Source organism: Turneriella parva DSM 21527 (genome assembly GCF_000266885.1).
GTDB classification, from domain to species: domain Bacteria; phylum Spirochaetota; class Leptospiria; order Turneriellales; family Turneriellaceae; genus Turneriella; species Turneriella parva.
This window is the reverse complement of record NC_018020.1, coordinates 1580446-1596898: the sequence shown is the minus strand read 5'-3', so window position 1 is coordinate 1596898 and position 16453 is coordinate 1580446. Positions and strand designations below refer to the sequence as shown.

Sequence of the window (16453 nt, the reverse complement as noted above, 5' to 3'; positions counted from 1 at the left end):
CAGCTACACTGCCCGAACAAAGCGAAAATGCTGTGATGATTAATATTCCGTTTTTCATGATTTACTCCTTGTGCTCGATGCGAATCGAATATGCGATCTTCTTTTTTTCACGGCCGTCGACTTCGGGAAAGAACTTAATCGTGGCCGAATCGACCTTTTCGTATTTGAATGAAATTTTGCCCGGTTCGAAATTACCGGGAAAAGTGCGTTCGATCTCGACGCTGACGGCGCGGCCGAGCGTGTTTTCCAGTTCGTGTTCATAGAAGTACTCGTCGACCCACTCTTTCACATAGTGCGATTTGTCGTACCGGGTCTCGGTGACAAATGAGCCGCGTTTAAAATCACGCGTGAAGGTGCGCAGAACCACCTCGCGGGTTTGGCCGGCATCGAGTTTCACCTTATCGCCTGTGGCGGCGTATTTCATATAGATACCACCCTGGTAAGAAAGATTGTTCTTTGCATCTTCAGAGAAGATATGTACGGTACCGTCGGGTAGAGGCGAAACGCCGAGGCTGATCTTGGGGTCTGCACCCTTTTCTTTGGTGTTACGAAATTCGTAGAACTTGTGTACCGAGCCGCCCGTCAGTCGGTCTGACGCGCGGTAGATGACTTTAACATCCACATCTTTGGCGCTGAAAGCCTTCAGGCGCTTCTGCCAGCCGTTCGGTATTTTTTCTTTGCCCTCGACTGTGAAGAGAAAATATTCTGAAAGGCCCTCTTTGACGATCTCTTTCGGCTGGCTGTAACCAGAAGCGGGCGCCGCAGGTGAAGGCATTATGTCTTCTGCCTCCATCATGGCTTTGGCCGCTTCGGCTTTCTTCATTTTGCGTTTGAAACCATTGCGCACCCGGTCGCGCTTGTCTTCGTCGAGGTCTGCGTATCGCCATTTGCCCTGCGCCAAACCGGCGATGTCTTCGACGAGGTTCACCGTGCCAACAACGAGCCTCACCTCGGCATTCGGATAGTCTTCACCCGAGTTATTGATGACGCGAATGAACCCATCGATATTCATCGCATTTTCTTTCGCATTGGTTATGGCGGTGTAATCGGCGTTCCAGGTGATGCCCGACGTGAAATAATTGATCTCGACGCGCGCCGAACCTGAGAGCTCGCTGTCGATATTCCACTGCAGCGCGTCGTTACGCCCGGGGGGAAACGAAGTGTCCCTCAGCGTCAACTTGCCCTTATTGTCAAGAAACGTGAGGCGTAGCGAAGTGGGGTCAATCAGCGTGCCAGCCCATGAGAACTGAATGGTATTCAGCCCTGGTTTAAAGGTCAGCTCGCGCGACTCTTTCACCATCGTGATATCGGCGCTATTGTAAATCGTGAGCTGCACCGCCTGGCTTTTGGGTACGGTGACCAGTTCGATCGTTGCCCCCAGGTCGCGTACGGGTAGGTTTAAAGCGACCCCTATGAAAAGTAATAAAAAGACAGATTTCACACGGTTACTCATATATGATTTTGACGCTGCGGCTGGCATAAGGTTCGATAAATAATTGAAGTGGCAAGGCAAGCGTCTTTCTTCTGTACAGCGCTATTCAAACCGCAACGCTGTCTTGAAATATGCTCGGGCGACTATATCTGCTTGCGGCTTGGCTGATCGCGCTGGTAATGGGCTGCACTTCTATTCAGACGCGCCAGGCCGACGCCGAATTTCGCTCCCTGGTGAACCGGCTTCAGTACCTGCACAACAATGCGATTGAAGACCAGGTGATGTACGATTCGGTCAGCGCGCGCCTGAAGCTCGTGCTCGACGATTCTGCGGTCGTTTCAAATTATGAGAATCAACTGCTCGCCGCAAACTATGTCAGGCAGCTGATGAGCAGCAGGTGCTCGGCTGAAGTCGTGCAACCTGAAACACAGCAGAAAGGCCTTTATCGTTACGCAATCCGCATGTATTGCCCGAATCTCAGCAGCCCCGCTCTTTTGACGCTGCAGGCAGAGGGGCTGCAGTTTTTTTCGGGCGACGCCATCATCGTGACAAAAATCACCCCGATCGGCGAGTTATGGTTCAGGGGCGATTTTGTGGTACGCGAATTTGAATCGCCGAAGCCACAGGTGGTTATCGCTGCTCGGTACCGGGCGGCCGAGTCGCTCGCGGTCTTAAAGCAGGCCTTTGGGTTAAGGCATAACTCGACGATTCGTATGGCACCCGGTAATCTTGCGATTCCGCCGCGCGGGGGGGCGACAAAGCGCGCCGCCACCGAAGCCGGCACCTGGGAAGTATTCTTTGCGCAGTCTTCATCTGCTCTTTCAGCCCAGATGAAGGCGTCGCTTGATTCAATCAAAATACCCAGCGGCTCACGCGTTCAGGTTATCGGCCACGCGGCAAAAACAGAGCGGGCTGCGGATGATCTTTCGCGAGACCGGGCCCTTGCCATTTTGCAATACCTGAAGTCACGGTATCCGCAGGCGCGGTATCGCTATCGGTCATTCGGCTCGCGTAAACCCGGTTATCCGCACAATTCGCCAGACGCGGCGAAGCTCAACCGGCGAGTCGTGGTTCGTTTAGTGCAGAAATAGAGCGAAAGCATGCTTAAAAGATTTCGCAAAACAGTCATTGTCGTAGGTTCGCTCGTAATCCTCAATTTTTCGGCTACCATTTACCTCAACGTGCGGTTTCCCAACCCCGAATGGGACTGGGAGACCATCGATACCTCGAAGATTGAGTTTCCGAAGAAATTTCTGTGGGGCGCCGCGACCTCTGCGTACCAAATCGAAGGCGATCTCACGAACAATAACTGGTTCGTGTGGGAGCGCACCAAACAGGCCAATGGGCGCGACCGAATCATGCGCGGTGAGGTAGCCGGCAAAGCGGCGAACCACTACAAGCTTTATAAAGAAGATGTGAAACTCATCGCCGACTTTGGTCTCAATGCGTACCGGTTTTCGATAGAGTGGAGCCGCATTGAACCCGAAGAAGGTAAGTTTGACCTGAAGGCAATCGAGCACTACCGCAGCCTCATTCGTGAACTGAAGCGGCGTGGCGTCGAGCCGATGATTACCTTGCACCATTTCACTGACCCGCTGTGGTTCACGGCAAAAGGCGGCTTTGAGAAAGAAGAGAATCTGAAATACTGGCTGCGCTATGCGAACCGCATGTTCAGCGAATACCAGAGCGAGGTGCAATACTGGAGCACGTTCAACGAATTCAATCTGTATCCGCTGAGCGGGTACCTCGAGGGGGGATTTCCCCCCGGGAAAACTGACTTTTTACTCAGCTGCGAAGTCACGCGCAATATGCTGCTGGGCCATATTCGCACCTATGAAAGCTTTAAGAAAGCCTCATACACCCAGAAGCACCAGGTGGGCGCGATTATCGCCGTGCTCGAAGCAAGGCCCTTCAATCGCTGGTTCATCATGGACTGGATTGCAGCGTACCACGAAGAGCGCTTCTGGATGGGTGCTATGCTCGAGTTTTTTCAGTCCGGCCGGTACAACATCAGCCTGCCGTTCAAAGGTTCGTATTCATTCAACGACACCGACGGCGTGCGCGCGATGGATTTTTTCGGAATCAACTATTATACGAGAACCGCGGCGATATTTAATCCTTTCAAGACACCCATGTTCAGCCGTCTGCAGATGTCTGGGTTTCCCAAGAGTGATATGGGCTGGGCAATTTACCCCGAAGGCCTTTATTATGCCGTGAAACGCATCGCGCATATCGGGGTGCCGATGATCATAACCGAAAATGGGCTGGCCGATGCGAATGACACGCAGAGAGTTCTTTTCATTCGCCAGCATCTCTATGCGCTGTCAGAGGTGATGAAAGAAGGCTACGATGTGCGCGGCTATTATTTCTGGTCGCTGCTCGATAACTTCGAATGGCTCGAAGGCTATGACAAGCGCTTCGGGCTTTATGCAGTGGATTACAAGACGTTCAAACGCACTCTGCGCGAGGGTTCGAAAGAATACCAAAAGGTCATCAAACGATTTCCTGGCCGCGGAGGTAGTTAATGCGCACTCTACCGATCTACCTGGTGTTTCTCGTCATGGGCTTCGGCGACCTGATCGGGCCGCTGGTTTCGTTAGTTAAGGAAAACCTGCAGATAACTCAATTCGAGGCATCTTTCATTGCGTTCGCGGGCTTCATCATGTTCGGCTTGCTGTCGATTCCGGTCGGGGTGCTGCAGGCCAATCTAGGCAAAAAGCCAGTCGCCTTCGGCGGATTGATTCTTGTGCTCGCCGGCGTCACCACACCGCTCATGGGACTCACAAGTTATTCAGGCTACCTAACCGCAGTGTTGTTACTCGGCGCCGGTGTCACGGTGCTGCAGGTTGCGGGCGGCCCGCTGCTGCAAGAAGCGTCGCCGGCGGGCAAATTTGCGCAGAACGTGACCTTTGGCCAGTTCGTGAAAGGTATCGGCACGCTCAGCGCTCCTCTGATTCCGATTCTGGCCTACCGCTATTTCGACAACCGCTGGCAGCTCGTGTTTCCGATTTTCGGCGCGGGTACGCTGGTGGCGATGCTGGCTCTGTTTTTCCATAGCAGCAAGGGTGAGACCAAAAATGCCGCAACGGTCGCCGCCTGTGTGGCGCTGCTCGCCCACCGGCGTGTTGCTCTGTTGGTGCTCGCTATTTTTCTGTACGTCGGTGCCGAGATCTGTATCAGCTCGATGCTGCCGACGATACTCGAAAAAATATATGGCTTTCGCCTCGCCGATTTTGGCATGGCAGGTACGGGTCTCTTTTTTCTCTCTCTGATGACTGGTCGCTTTGCGGGTACGCTGGTGCTGAATAGAATTCGGCCGGCAGCATTTCTGCTGGTTTGCTGCGCTCTGGCGCTCGCAGGCCTGGTGCTGCTCGCAACCGCAACGGGGTATTTCGGCTTCGCTGCGGCGATGCTGATCGGCTTCGGCTTTGCCAATATTTTTCCGCTGGTCTACGCCATCGGCATGGACGCTTTTCCCACACGCGCGAATGAACTTTCGGGCCTCATGATCAGCGCGATCGCGGGGGGAGCTATTCTGCCACCGGTGATGGGCTATATCAGCGAACGGGGTTCGATAGTGCTGGCGCTCGTCGTGCCCGCAGCCTGCATCGTCTACATCACACTGCTCGCGCTGAACGAAAGAAGGCACCATGCCGCATAGGATGCATATCGCCCCTCCGTTTGAGAGAGATGAGCGCGTCGTGCTGACGCTCGATGCCGGCGGAACCAAGTTCGCTTTTTCAGCCATGGCCAGCGGCAAACCGATCACCGAGCCGCTTGAGTTTCCTTCGCACGGCGACGATCTGAGCAAATGCCTCAAGACCCTTTTTGCCGGTTTCACTGAGATCAGCCAGCGTGTGAAACAGAAGCCTGCAGCGATCAGCTTTGCGTTTCCCGGCCCTGCATGGTATAAAGAGGGAATCATCGGCGACCTCGGCAACCTGCCCGCGTTCAGAGGGGGAGTTCCCCTCGGACCGATGCTGGCCAGGCAGTTCGGTGTGCCCGTCTTCATCAACAACGACGGCGACCTGTTCACATACGGCGAAGCACTGGGGGGATTTCTGCCTGAAATGAACCGGCACCTCGTGCACGCCGACAGCACGCGGCAGTACAAGAACCTGATCGGTTTCACCCTCGGCACGGGCTTCGGCGGCGGCATTGCCCGCGGCGGCGAGTTACATACCGGTGATAACTCCGCCGCAGGCGAAGTGTGGCTGATGCGCAACCCACTCTACCCGCAAAGTTTCATCGAAGAGAGCATCAGCATTCGCGCGCTGCGCCGCGTGTACAAAGAACACTGCAAGATCGGCTACCGCGATGACCTGAAAGCAAAAGAAATTTTCCAAATTGCGAAGGGCGAAATCGCCGGCGACACCGACGCCGCAGCGATAGCTTTTGCCGATCTTGGCAGCGCCCTCGGCGATGCGATAGCCACTGCGGTGACCATGATCGACGGCCTCGTGGTTATCGGCGGTGGCCTCTCGAACGCGTGGGAGCTTTTTGCGCCCGCGATGCTGGCCTCTGTACGCAGCCGGCTTCAGTCGGTCTGCGCAGAGCGCAGCGTGCCGCGGCTTGAGGTCGAAGCTTTCGACGTCGAAGACAAGGCGGGCTACGACGCTTTTCTCAAGGGCCACTTCAAGACCTTGGCTGTACCCGGTAGCGACGAGAAGATCAGCTTCGACGCGATGAAGGCGACGGCTATCGGCCGCTCACGCCTCGGCACCAGCGCAGCCGTTTCGCTGGGCGCGTATATGTACGCGATGCGGCAGTTGTCAGGTTAGTCGACCGCCAGCTAAACAAGACCCCGATGGCGCATGGGCGAGAGCAAGACCATGGCCGCCCAGCACGCCGCGAAGGCGTAAAGCGGGCTGTTTGGGCCGCTTTAACTGCGTGAGGGCTTTTTACTTTTTCGAGAGTTTTTCCCGAGCCTGCTAGGCAGTCACTGTAGCCGGGATACCGATATCAGAGACGCTGGCCCAAAACTTTCCGTTCGGTACGCGGCAGTCGGGGTCGCGCGAGTATTCGGACTTTAGACCTATGACGAAATACATATCGATTTCACCTTTGTTCTTGGCGCTGACTCTGCCGCGATACTCGCAGTCAAAATATTCCTTAATAAGATCATAGGTCGCACCGCTGATGTTAATTTTGTCCGGATTGCCGCTGGATTCCATTCGGCTCGCGGTGTTGACCGTATCACCCCAAACATCGTAAGCGAATTTTTTTTCTCCAATGACGCCTGCGACGAGTGGCCCCGAATGGATGCCGATACGCAACTGCCAATATGGTTCGCCAAGTGACTTTTTGATCTCCTGCATCTGCATCATGAAACTGCGAATTTCCATAGCCGCAAGCACACAATCGATTGCATGCGTTGGGCCAGGTCTCGGAACGCCTCCCGCGCACATGTAACTGTCGCCTATGGTCTTCAACTTTTCAAGCCTGTGGCGCTCGATAACTTTGTCAAACTGCCCGAAACAGGCGTCGAGTTCTTTGACAAGTTCATTGGGTGACATATGTTCAGCGATTCTCGTAAAACCCTCAAAATCTGTGAAGAGGACGCTCACGGCCTCAAACTGGACCGGTTCGGCGTAACCCTTTTCTTTGAGCTCGACCGCGACATCTTGAGGCAGAATATTGAGCAGCAATTTTTCGGATTTCTCGCGTTCTGCCCGAACTTCTTCAAATAGACGCGAACTGTGAATCACACCGGCAATTTGCTCGGTTATGATGGAGAGGCGCGTGATTTCGTTGCGGGACAGTACGATTTTTCGCCGACTGGAGAAATTCAGCAATCCGACGGATTCATTTCTTAATACTAACGGCAGCAGTACCGTCGATTGCAGGCCGTAGGTTTCGGCATTTGCAATTTCTTCAGGTGCGCTGGCTTTGATGATACGGGGTGATTTTAGATTAGGCACATATAGCGGTTTTTTCGTGCGAATCGCATGCGCGTGACCGCCAATTCCTCTGTCTATGGGGATTTTAACTCTTGCCGTCTTTTGCCGCGTGGCCTCTGAGACCGAGTCGTCAGCGTGCATCAAAAGCATCTGTAGACTGCGCTTATCTGGTGACACTCCATATAGTATATACCAATCGAGTCCAAATGCTTCGGCTACGTACCGATGCACTTTGGCCATGACGACATTGAGGTTCATATCTTCGTTCAGGCTGCGCAAAAGACCATTAAGTATTTCAGTATCGTCTTTTAGTTGTTCGCTTGCGCGTTGCGAGGCGAGAGCCTTGTCTTTTTCGGCCTGGAGACTTTTCTCGGTGCTACGCAAGACGATTTGCGAAAATGCCGAAAAGCTGACGATAACCGCAACGAAAGTGGATATGCCCGTTATTCGAAACAGTTCATAAAATTCCTTGGGCAGAATAAGCATCGGCTCCCAGGATGGGGCTGAAAATTCTATGAAGAAAAAGGCAGACAGCGATACGACACAAACTGTGATTATCGTCTTCATCCAGCGCGCCGGATACGCTATCGCGGCCGCAAGCAATACGGAAAGATGTATGAAGTGGACATTACCTTCGCGGCCGAGCAGAACGGCAGTTGTGGCCATTGTGACTGTGGCGATCGCATGCATACTCAATGTGGCAGCCCGCAGAAAGCCATAAAAATTGAAGACAAAAGTAAGGCTCATGCCAACCAGAGAGATTAAACAAATTACGAGTAGCGGCCCGCTCTCTGGCAGAAAGGGAATGAAGAGTGGCAGTTGTAGCAAAAGCCCCACAATGGAGTAGGCGCAAATCCCGTTGGTTATCTGGACAAACTTTTGCTCGCTCTGCAATGCGGCATAGTTCACGCCGACATTGACAAGTACCTGCCAGAAATGGAAGAGATGTTGCCGCATACGGACGGGCTGCGTGTTGCTTGTTACAGAGACGAACAAAAAAAATCACATTCACCCCCCTGAACAGGGGCTATTTCGTATGAGCCTTCTTGGTCAACGGCGAGAGCGTATATGCCCATGATGGCGGCCGCAACACTTAATCACTGCTAGTTGGCTTAACTTCCGCGAGCAAGATTCTTGCGTCACGATCCACCAGAAACCGTCGATCGTGACTGTTTCTCTGATCATCTTTTATGTCGCACCATCGTCGCAAAAGAACTTCGCTGCGGAAATCAGGGTTGCCCCGCTCAAGGCGTCGAGTTAGCCGGCGGCAACTCTGCTGAACAAAAGCTCATACGGCGCGTATCGATCTGTGTCGCGAATGGACCTGTAAATCGCAACGCCTATGCTTTGCTGTCCACGCTGATATTCAGGCATTCACTGTCTTGCTTGCCGTTCAAAATCAAGAATATCCTTTCGCCCATTCTCTCTGAGGCGTCTTTCAAACAGATCGCGGCATTCGGTTTGCATGACGGGTCCTTCGACTTCAGGCACCAAGTGCACATACTTGTGCTCGCGAATCCACCTGAACGAGGTTGCGCCGTAGACGACACGACGAATGCCCACTTCGACAATGGTCTTCTCGCACATGGGGCACGGGAAAAGCGTCGTGTAAAGTGTGCAATCACTCACACTTCTGAGCTTTTTATACCCCTCGCGAATCACGAGCACTTCTGCGTGCGCCGTCGGGTCTACATCAGCCACACAGCGATTACCAGCTTTTGCAATGATCTCACCATCGCGCAGCAAAACTGCTCCAACGGGATATTCGCCTCGACTGAAAGCCTCTTGAGCTTCGGCAAATGCGATGGTCATGATTTCAACGTCAGTCACGAGGCACCGATTGTACTTTAAAGAACGCGCACATTCACACCACTGGCGGTAATTTTGCCGATCACATGGCAGCGCCCGGCGATGCCGGCTTCTTGAAACAGCGCTCTGACGGCGCCCAAAGCCTCAGGCGCCAAAGCGATGAGCAATCCGCCAGAGGTTTGCGGGTCGCAGACAAGCGCGCGGCGAAAAGCATCATCAACGCCTGCGAGTCGATCGCCAAAACTGTTGAAGTTTCGTGTTGTGCCACCCGGTATCACGCCCGCACTAAAATAACCTTCGAGTCCGGGCAGCTGCGGCAGCGCGGCGAACTCGATCTCGGCAGCAAGATTTCGCGGCGCCACCATTTCAAGCAGATGGCCGGCAAGGCCAAACCCCGTGACATCTGTCAGCGCGTGCACCGCGGGTAATTCTGCAAGTTGGCGACCGATCGAATTCAGCGTCAGCATCTCTTTGATCGCAAGACCCTGGTGTTCAGCATTCAAGACGCCGCGCTTCATCGCAGTCGTGTGCATGCCTATGCCGAGCGGTTTCGTCAACACCAAGAGATCGCCTTGCTCGACGGTAGAGTTACGTTTCAAATTCTTGGCCGCGACGAGACCATTGACCGAAAGACCGAAAATCGGTTCGGGTGCATCGATGCTGTGACCACCGGCAATCGTCATGCCGCATTGCGAAGCAACCTCGCGCGCGCCCACGATGACCTGGTTGGCCACCTCTGCAGAAAGTTTATCGATTGGCCAGCCCAGAATCGCCAGCGCCATAATTGGCCGGCCACCCATGGCGTAGATGTCAGAAATAGCATTGGCGGCGGCGATGCGCCCAAAGTCTTTCGCGTCGTCGACAATCGGCATGAAAAAATCCGTGGTCGACAGAAGCACCTGCCCTTCGCCCAACAAATAGGCCGCCGCGTCATCCCGATCTGAATTGCCGACGATCAGATTCGCCGAAGGCTCAGCCATGTTGTTTTTGAGGATAACCCCCAGTACTGATGGTGAAATTTTACAGCCGCAACCGGCGCCGTGGCTGTACTGGGTGAGGCGTATGCTCATGGGTTGACTTCTTCACCCATGACCGCACGCAAATGATTATTCACATCATCAGCTGAAACATACTGAACGGTCGCAGGGTCGCGCTTACTCAGACCAAAACCATAAGCGCGGTCATAATAATCGAGCACGAGCAAACAGACATCATCAAAACGCTCTTCGGCGAGCGCGGTAAGGGCGCGCTGGTAACGATCGTCACCTAGCCGCTTTCGTATAGAAGTAAGGCCCTTGCGAAATCTCTCTGGATCAATCTGGTAGGTTTGCAACAGGTACTGCACCCGCTTTTCGAGAGGCCACTCGAGCACCATGACTCGGGCGGCGCGCATCTGCAGCCAAAACGGCTGGGGAATGTGCAACCTGCCGATCAGCATACTTTCGTCTTCGACGATAATCTTCTGGCCGGTATGGCACCGCAAGATCGCATAACCGAGTTGATTCTCAAAATGCTCTTGCGTCGGCTGTTCGACGGTTTCAAAAGAGCCGAAAGCTGACCCCCTGTGGTTCGCCATGCCTTCGAGGTCGATCGCATTTGCGCCCTGGGCGATCAATTCTTGCAGAATCTGTGTCTTGCGTGTGCCTGTTTTTCCACCCAGAATGAGAATGTCATGCGGAGTGCTAAAGAGCTCAAGACAGAGCCTGCGGAATGCTTTATAGCCGCCGACTACCGTATCAACCTGCAATCCCACTTTCTCGAATAGCCAGGCGACCGAGGCGGAGCGCATACCGCCGCGCCAGCACTGCACTGCAATGCGGCCGTCACGCGCGTGCGCAAGGCCTGATTCGGCGAGCTGCTGCATCTTGGGACCGACGATACCGAGGCCGCGTAGAATCGCCGGCTGTTGTCCCTGCTGTTTATAGAGAGTGCCGATCTCGGCGCGTTCAGCGTTGTTGAAGAGCGGCAACGAAATCGCACCGGGAATATGTCCCTGCGCAAACTCACCTTCAGACCTGACATCGATCAGCGGAGCGTGCTGCTGGTTTTGCAATGCCTCACGAATGCTGATCTGCCGCGCCATTTTTTTTCAGCGCTTTTCCATGGCTTTGTCGAAGCAATCGGATGCTGCAGTATCGGGAGCCTTCTTGTCTTTGAATAAATCTGCGGCGAGTTTCTCTGACGGTGATGCAGCACCGGTGAATATGGCGTTGAGAACGCCCGCGAGACGAATACCGCCGCGGTAGAGCTGGCGTTCGAGAAGTGGGCGTTGCTTTTCGACATAGGCATATTCGAGTTTTGCGACTAAATCAGAATCGCCGCTGAAGCCCGTGGCGTTATCGCGGCATTTTTGATTTTGGTTTTTGCAGCAGCCATCTTTGCCGTGGCAGGTATATATATCGGCGCGGACAACAGGCGCTTCATCGGCCCAGTCGGCATAACTGCCGTTCTGCAGCGAAGTCACATGTTCAGCCGTACCTTTGTCTAGAAAATCGGCAAATTCAGTGTAGCTCAGCTCTTGGTCGTTGATCATTTCTGAATCCCACACTTTATGCAGGTTGGTTTTTTTGCCGAACCATACAACTTCGGTTGAATTGCCACCGCGATCACCGCTACGGCCCACGTGCAGGGGCTGGTGAAGGTCGCCAATGAGGTGCACGAGCCACTTGAGGGCCATTTGTTTTTTGGCCTGCGAACTGTCTTTGCTGCGCAGAATTTTTTCGAAATAGATCAGCGCGCGCACAATGTCGCCCTTGGGGCTTTTCACCGAACTCTTATAGGTCTCACCATCGTCGACGCTCGCATAGTGAAACGCAGCTGCACACTGAAAGTGCGAATCTGAGCGCAGGTGGTCTGCCTCGTTTGCCACGCGCGCGAGGCTTTCACCGCCGAGCAGCGAGGCAACCGCCGCGCGCGCTTTGTCGTTCAGGTGCTTCTCTGCAATGTGCGCGGTGACCCGGTGGCCGCGCAGACCCCATGGATAAATAACACCGGCCGTCAGAAATACGATGAAGAGAATCAACCGCATGCGCCACGTAGAGACGCCCATCTTGGGCGTCTCCAAAAATCCGATTCTAAATTATTGACATCACAACAGACCGTATCATTATCATACCATGGCGAACGAACCGCAGAACCCACAAGACCCGAATGACAAAAGCTGGAAACCCGCTTTCGACAATATACCCGATAATCCAGGCCAACCGGCGGGCAGCCCCCCACCGGGATACGACCGTGTCGAAGAAGCCGGTACGTTTCAAATGCTGTGGGACTGCAAGTACTGCAGCACCAAAAAACTGCTGGGGGTTACGCACAAGTTCTGCCCCAGCTGCGGCGCCGCGCAAGACGCGAATGCGCGTTATTTTCCCTCTGACGAAGAGGCAATTGCCGTCGAAGACCACGAATACACGGGCGCCGACAAGAAGTGCGGTAACTGCGGTACCGCAAACGCCGCAAAAGCTGAGTTCTGTACTCAGTGCGGCTCGCCCATGAAAGATGCCAAGACGGTGTCGCTCCGTAGCGAACAGGCGACTGCTGAAGGTTCGGCCTTCGCGACAGATTCTCGGGCGAACGCGAAACAAGATTTCGAAGCCCAGAAGGCAGGCCTCAGCGGCGCAGCACCCGAACCTGAGGCACCGAAATCGAAGAAATGGTATTATATCGGCGGAGCCGTGGGCGTTGGCTTAGTGGCGCTGATTTCGAGCTTTTTTATCTCGCGTTCAGTCGAGGTGAAAGTTGACAGCCACAACTGGGAGCGTGTGGTCAAAGTTGAGTCGTACAAAGGCCGGTCTGAGTCGGCCTGGTGCAGTTCAATGCCTTTCGATGCCTACATGGTAATTCGCAAGCGCGAAGTCAGCTCAACCAACCAGGTTGCCGATGGCGAGACCTGCGACATGGTGCGCGTCGACAAGGGCAACGGCACATTCAAGAAAGAACGCCGATGCAAAACCAAGTATAAGAGCGTACCGGTCTACAGCGACAAGTGCTACTACCGCGTGAACCGCTGGGGCCATGAGCGCGACATCACAGCGAAAGGCGGCCTCAACGACCAGGTCGCATGGCCTGCGGTCAACATTCGCTCGGGCAGCTGCGTCGGCTGCGAGCGCGAGGGTGGTCGCAGCGAAGCGTATAATCTTTTTCTCAGTGAAATCAAAAAGCCCGATAAGAAATACACGTGTGCTTTTCCCGAAGCACAGTGGCGCGCAATACCCGACGGGGCCGTGAAAAAAATCAAGGTGCGGCTCGTCGGCGGGGCGAAATGCGATACGCTGAACTGATTTCACTTTGGCGCTTTACGCCAAAGTGAAATGAAAAAATCACAACCGTGGATATACTCGCCGTTTGCCGACGGCGTGTTTATTCTCGCAGTGCCCTTTATCGTCGTCGCGATCACGCTGGTCTTTCAAGATTTCTTCTCTGAGCCAGACTCCATGACGGTCGTAAGCTGGGCGTTGCTCGTCATGGGGGTCGACGTCTCGCATGTCTACAGCAGTCTCTACCGCACGTACCTCGACGCCGAAACACGCGAGCGGCACGGCACGTTCTTGTTCTTGCTGCCTTTCGCCGTACTCGTCGGTTGCATTCTGCTCTATTCGGCAGGCGCCATGGTCTTCTGGCGCGTCATGGCATATTTGGCGGTCTTTCATTTCGCGAGACAGCAATATGGCTTCATGCGTGTCTACTCGCGTGACGAAAATCCACCCGCATGGCAACGCCGCATCGACGCGCTGGCGATCTATACCGCGACGTTTTATCCGGTGGCTGACTGGCACCTTGCCGGTGAGAAGAATTTCAACTGGTTCATGAAAGGTGATTTTTATTATCTAGCAGATGCTGGATTTCGGGGTGTGCTGTTTATTATCTATGTATTGATCATTGGCGCCTACCTTGCAAAAGAGACTTCCCTGCTATGGAAATCCATAGCTATGCGGCGACGACCGGGCAACGGACAGCTCGGGAATTCCATAGCAACAACCCGCATGCCAACGCGGCTGCTCAACCTGCCGCGCAACCTGCTGATTCTGGGCACGTTTCTTTCATGGTACGTCGGCATCGTGCACTTCAATTCAGATATTGCGTTTACGGCGATTAACGCAGTCTCACATGGCATACCGTATATGGCGCTCGTCTGGTTTTGGGGTAACAAAAAATCTGCTTCTGCGCCAACGGCCCGCAGGCAGATCTTTCAGGTTCGTTATGTCACATTATTCGTTACCTTTCTCTTGTTTCTCGCTTACATAGAAGAAGGTTTCTGGAATGTTTGGGTCTGGCATGAAAGGGATCACTCCGCATTATTTGCTTTGTTTCACAGAAGCCTGCCCGAATTGGCAGTTGCGTCGCCCTGGCTGACACTCATCGTTCCGCTGCTCTCAGTGCCGCAGATTACGCACTACGTTATCGACGGCTTTATCTGGAAAATGCGCAAAGACAACTTCGCGTGGAGAGACATAACTCTGGGCTCAGGGCAACAGGCTGTCGTCGGGCAAACGAAAGCGTTTAAGTAGTACATCCTACTTACCGATATTACAAACAGTAAATTAGGCTTTTCAGGCCAAATGCGCCGGCGGGAAATACAAATAACCTTCGGCAAGGCTGAGAGCAACAGAGATATATGGGGGAACTTATGACAGGCAGTGGTAAGAAAGTACTGCTCGTTACGGCGGTGGCCGTAACATTTATCGGAGCAACGCTGATCGCGCAAGACGCGTCGAACACAAAAGCGAGCAAAAAGGCAGACGTGCAAGACGTATTGCTGAACGATTTCGAATCGGCAGAAGATTGGCGCGCATTTTCGACGACTCCCCTGGGTATTACTAAGGTGAGAAAGACGATTCAGCTCGGGCCCATTGAAGATGTCTTCAACCCGAAAGAGTTGTCTGAAGAAGAAAAGACACGCTTCAAAGACGGCCTCAAAGACCCCAAGACGGCGAACAACGTTCTGGGCGTGAAGACCTTCTTTAAAGAGCGTGGCTTCGACCGCGTCGAGATCAAACCCCCTCACGAATATCTGATCAAGGGTCTCGGCCGCCAGTTCTCTGTTTGGGTTCTTGGCCGCAACTTTCGCCACACCCTGTTCGTGAAGCTGCGCGACTACCGCGGCAACCTGCACAAACTGAAACTCGGTAAGCTCGACTACTTCGGCTGGCGCAAGCATACTGTCACAGTGCCAGGCTGGCTGCCGCAGAGCACACGCCACGCGCTGCTCGACAAGAACCTGCACTTTGTTTCACTTTATGTGGAATGCGACCCACACGAATCATGGGGCGACTTCTATTTCTACGTCGATGATCTGCGCGTGAAAACCGATATGAGCGATAGCGAATATCCCGGCAGCAAGATTAAAGACAACTGGTAAGATCAGGGAGGATCAAAATGCGTACTGTAATCAAATACTCTGTACTCGCGGCATTGCCGCTCTTGTACTCGTTTGTCGCCATCAACGGCGGCGCGGCTATCAAGAGCAGCAGCGCTCTTAAAACACTCAACGGTGATGACACCGACGGCATGGAACTGCGCTCGGTTCAGGTCGAGGGTTTCGAAGCTGAACAATGGACTGCTACGGTGAGCCCTGGTGACCCTGAGGCGATTCCCGCGGTGGTCGAGGCCGATGGCCAGCCACCAAAGGGTGAAAAATGGAACTCACCTGAAGTGGCCATTAAAGGCGAAGGTAATAACCCTTGCCGACCACAAAACCTCGCGCACGACGAGACCAACAAAAAATGCCTCGGTGTGCGCTTTAAGTTTATCTACCCCGGCAATAACGTGGTGGCACTGACTCCACCGGCTTCGAAGAAAATTTACCGTGTCATCGACGAGCTCGACGACAACAACAAGCCAAAAGTTCAGGAGATTCCTGGTCTGAAGCTACCCGGCAAAGTTAAAGCGCTCTCGGTCTGGGTGCTCGGTCGCGGCAGTGACTACACCCTCGAAGCGTGGGTACAGGACTGGAAAGGTTCAACGCATGTGTTGAAAATGGGTTCGGTCAACTTCGTTGGCTGGAGGCCATTGTCAGCAAAGGTGCCCGCGAACGTGCCACAAGACATCGACACCTACCCACAAACCAAAAATCTGGTGCTGACGAAACTGGTTCTGCGCTCAAAGCCCACAGCGAACACAGAGAAAGTTGTCATTTTCTTTGATGCAGTGAAAGTTTTGACCGACATGTACGACGTACACTTCGACGGAGCTGACGTTGACTTCGACGAAATGGACAAGAAAGAAAAACACGAAGCGCGTGAATACGCGAAAAGCCTGAAGAAATACTCCGAAGGCGGAAAATAGCATAATTTCGTAGCCGCGCTGTGCGCGGCTA

At 53.8% G+C, this 16453-nt stretch carries 14 protein-coding genes; 8 read left to right on the top strand and 6 right to left on the bottom strand.

Features of this window, described 5'->3' with window-relative positions:
* Positions 1 to 61: 61 nt before the first annotated feature.
* Positions 62 to 1441 (bottom strand): hypothetical protein, encoded by a 1380-nt coding sequence (locus TURPA_RS07790; protein WP_157210439.1) that lies wholly within the window; start codon positions 1439 to 1441, stop codon positions 62 to 64.
* Positions 1442 to 1563: 122 nt separating this feature from the next.
* On the opposite strand from TURPA_RS07790, the gene TURPA_RS07785 reads away from it, so the two are divergent.
* From TURPA_RS07785 to TURPA_RS07770, 4 genes are read left to right on the top strand one after another with little or no spacing between them, the layout of a single operon-like run.
* Positions 1564 to 2523 carry an OmpA family protein gene (locus TURPA_RS07785; protein ID WP_014802750.1) on the top strand — a complete coding sequence of 320 codons (960 nt, stop codon included), beginning with the start codon at positions 1564 to 1566 and terminating at the stop codon, positions 2521 to 2523.
* 9 nt (positions 2524 to 2532) lie between these two features.
* On the top strand, positions 2533 to 3957 hold the full coding sequence (locus TURPA_RS07780) for a glycoside hydrolase family 1 protein (protein ID WP_014802749.1): 1425 nt from the start codon (positions 2533 to 2535) through the stop codon (positions 3955 to 3957).
* Positions 3957 to 5093, top strand: a complete 1137-nt coding sequence (locus TURPA_RS07775; protein WP_014802748.1) for an MFS transporter — start codon at positions 3957 to 3959, stop codon at positions 5091 to 5093. Before TURPA_RS07780 ends, TURPA_RS07775 begins: the two co-directional genes overlap by 1 nt.
* Position 5094: 1 nt before the next feature.
* Positions 5095 to 6213: an ROK family protein gene (locus TURPA_RS07770; RefSeq protein ID WP_041948391.1), complete on the top strand. Its 1119-nt coding sequence runs from the start codon at positions 5095 to 5097 to the stop codon at positions 6211 to 6213.
* A gap of 150 nt (positions 6214 to 6363) precedes the next feature.
* Here the strand turns inward: TURPA_RS07770 and TURPA_RS23990 are convergent, their stop codons facing one another.
* From TURPA_RS23990 to TURPA_RS07745, 5 genes are all read right to left on the bottom strand, one after another.
* Entirely contained in the window at positions 6364 to 8289 is a 1926-nt protein-coding gene (locus tag TURPA_RS23990; RefSeq protein ID WP_014802746.1) for an adenylate/guanylate cyclase domain-containing protein, read from the bottom strand.
* A 417-nt stretch (positions 8290 to 8706) separates the two neighbouring features.
* Complete coding sequence (locus TURPA_RS21605) at positions 8707 to 9162, bottom strand: nucleoside deaminase (RefSeq protein WP_086014107.1); 456 nt, start codon at positions 9160 to 9162, stop codon at positions 8707 to 8709.
* Positions 9163 to 9179: 17 nt separating this feature from the next.
* Positions 9180 to 10211: a selenide, water dikinase SelD gene (gene selD, locus TURPA_RS07755; protein WP_014802744.1), complete on the bottom strand. Its 1032-nt coding sequence runs from the start codon at positions 10209 to 10211 to the stop codon at positions 9180 to 9182.
* Positions 10208 to 11224 (bottom strand): tRNA 2-selenouridine(34) synthase MnmH, encoded by a 1017-nt coding sequence (gene mnmH / locus TURPA_RS07750; RefSeq protein ID WP_014802743.1) that lies wholly within the window; start codon positions 11222 to 11224, stop codon positions 10208 to 10210. Before mnmH ends, selD begins: the two co-directional genes overlap by 4 nt.
* A gap of 6 nt (positions 11225 to 11230) precedes the next feature.
* The gene (locus TURPA_RS07745) at positions 11231 to 12169 is read right to left on the bottom strand and encodes a S1/P1 nuclease (RefSeq protein WP_157210438.1); all 939 of its coding nucleotides are present in this window, start codon (positions 12167 to 12169) and stop codon (positions 11231 to 11233) included.
* 88 nt (positions 12170 to 12257) lie between these two features.
* Here TURPA_RS07745 and TURPA_RS07740 point away from each other — a divergent pair, with 88 nt between their 5' ends.
* The 4 genes from TURPA_RS07740 (at position 12258) to TURPA_RS07725 (ending at position 16422) form a co-directional block, all read left to right on the top strand.
* Positions 12258 to 13418 (top strand): zinc-ribbon domain-containing protein, encoded by a 1161-nt coding sequence (locus TURPA_RS07740; RefSeq protein ID WP_014802741.1) that lies wholly within the window; start codon positions 12258 to 12260, stop codon positions 13416 to 13418.
* Between the two features lie 30 nt (positions 13419 to 13448).
* Entirely contained in the window at positions 13449 to 14645 is a 1197-nt protein-coding gene (locus TURPA_RS07735) for a hypothetical protein (RefSeq protein ID WP_014802740.1), read from the top strand.
* 119 nt (positions 14646 to 14764) lie between these two features.
* Positions 14765 to 15496: a flagellar filament outer layer protein FlaA gene (locus tag TURPA_RS07730; protein ID WP_014802739.1), complete on the top strand. Its 732-nt coding sequence runs from the start codon at positions 14765 to 14767 to the stop codon at positions 15494 to 15496.
* 17 nt (positions 15497 to 15513) lie between these two features.
* On the top strand, positions 15514 to 16422 hold the full coding sequence (locus tag TURPA_RS07725; RefSeq protein ID WP_014802738.1) for a flagellar filament outer layer protein FlaA: 909 nt from the start codon (positions 15514 to 15516) through the stop codon (positions 16420 to 16422).
* The last annotated feature ends 31 nt before the right edge of the window (positions 16423 to 16453 follow it).

Excerpts from the sequence above, each read along its gene's own strand:
- TURPA_RS07780 (WP_014802749.1), top strand. The coding sequence starts at position 2,533 with ATGCTTAAAAGATTTCGCAAAACAGTCATTGTCGTAGGTTCGCTCGTA.
- mnmH (WP_014802743.1), bottom strand. The coding sequence starts at position 11,224 with ATGGCGCGGCAGATCAGCATTCGTGAGGCATTGCAAAACCAGCAGCAC.
- TURPA_RS07745 (WP_157210438.1), bottom strand. The coding sequence starts at position 12,169 with ATGCGGTTGATTCTCTTCATCGTATTTCTGACGGCCGGTGTTATTTAT.
- selD (WP_014802744.1), bottom strand. The coding sequence starts at position 10,211 with ATGAGCATACGCCTCACCCAGTACAGCCACGGCGCCGGTTGCGGCTGT.
- TURPA_RS07730 (WP_014802739.1), top strand. The coding sequence starts at position 14,765 with ATGACAGGCAGTGGTAAGAAAGTACTGCTCGTTACGGCGGTGGCCGTA.
- TURPA_RS07725 (WP_014802738.1), top strand. The coding sequence starts at position 15,514 with ATGCGTACTGTAATCAAATACTCTGTACTCGCGGCATTGCCGCTCTTG.
- TURPA_RS07740 (WP_014802741.1), top strand. The coding sequence starts at position 12,258 with ATGGCGAACGAACCGCAGAACCCACAAGACCCGAATGACAAAAGCTGG.
- TURPA_RS07770 (WP_041948391.1), top strand. The coding sequence starts at position 5,095 with ATGCATATCGCCCCTCCGTTTGAGAGAGATGAGCGCGTCGTGCTGACG.
- TURPA_RS07775 (WP_014802748.1), top strand. The coding sequence starts at position 3,957 with ATGCGCACTCTACCGATCTACCTGGTGTTTCTCGTCATGGGCTTCGGC.
- TURPA_RS23990 (WP_014802746.1), bottom strand. The coding sequence starts at position 8,289 with ATGCGGCAACATCTCTTCCATTTCTGGCAGGTACTTGTCAATGTCGGC.
- TURPA_RS07735 (WP_014802740.1), top strand. The coding sequence starts at position 13,449 with ATGAAAAAATCACAACCGTGGATATACTCGCCGTTTGCCGACGGCGTG.
- TURPA_RS07785 (WP_014802750.1), top strand. The coding sequence starts at position 1,564 with ATGCTCGGGCGACTATATCTGCTTGCGGCTTGGCTGATCGCGCTGGTA.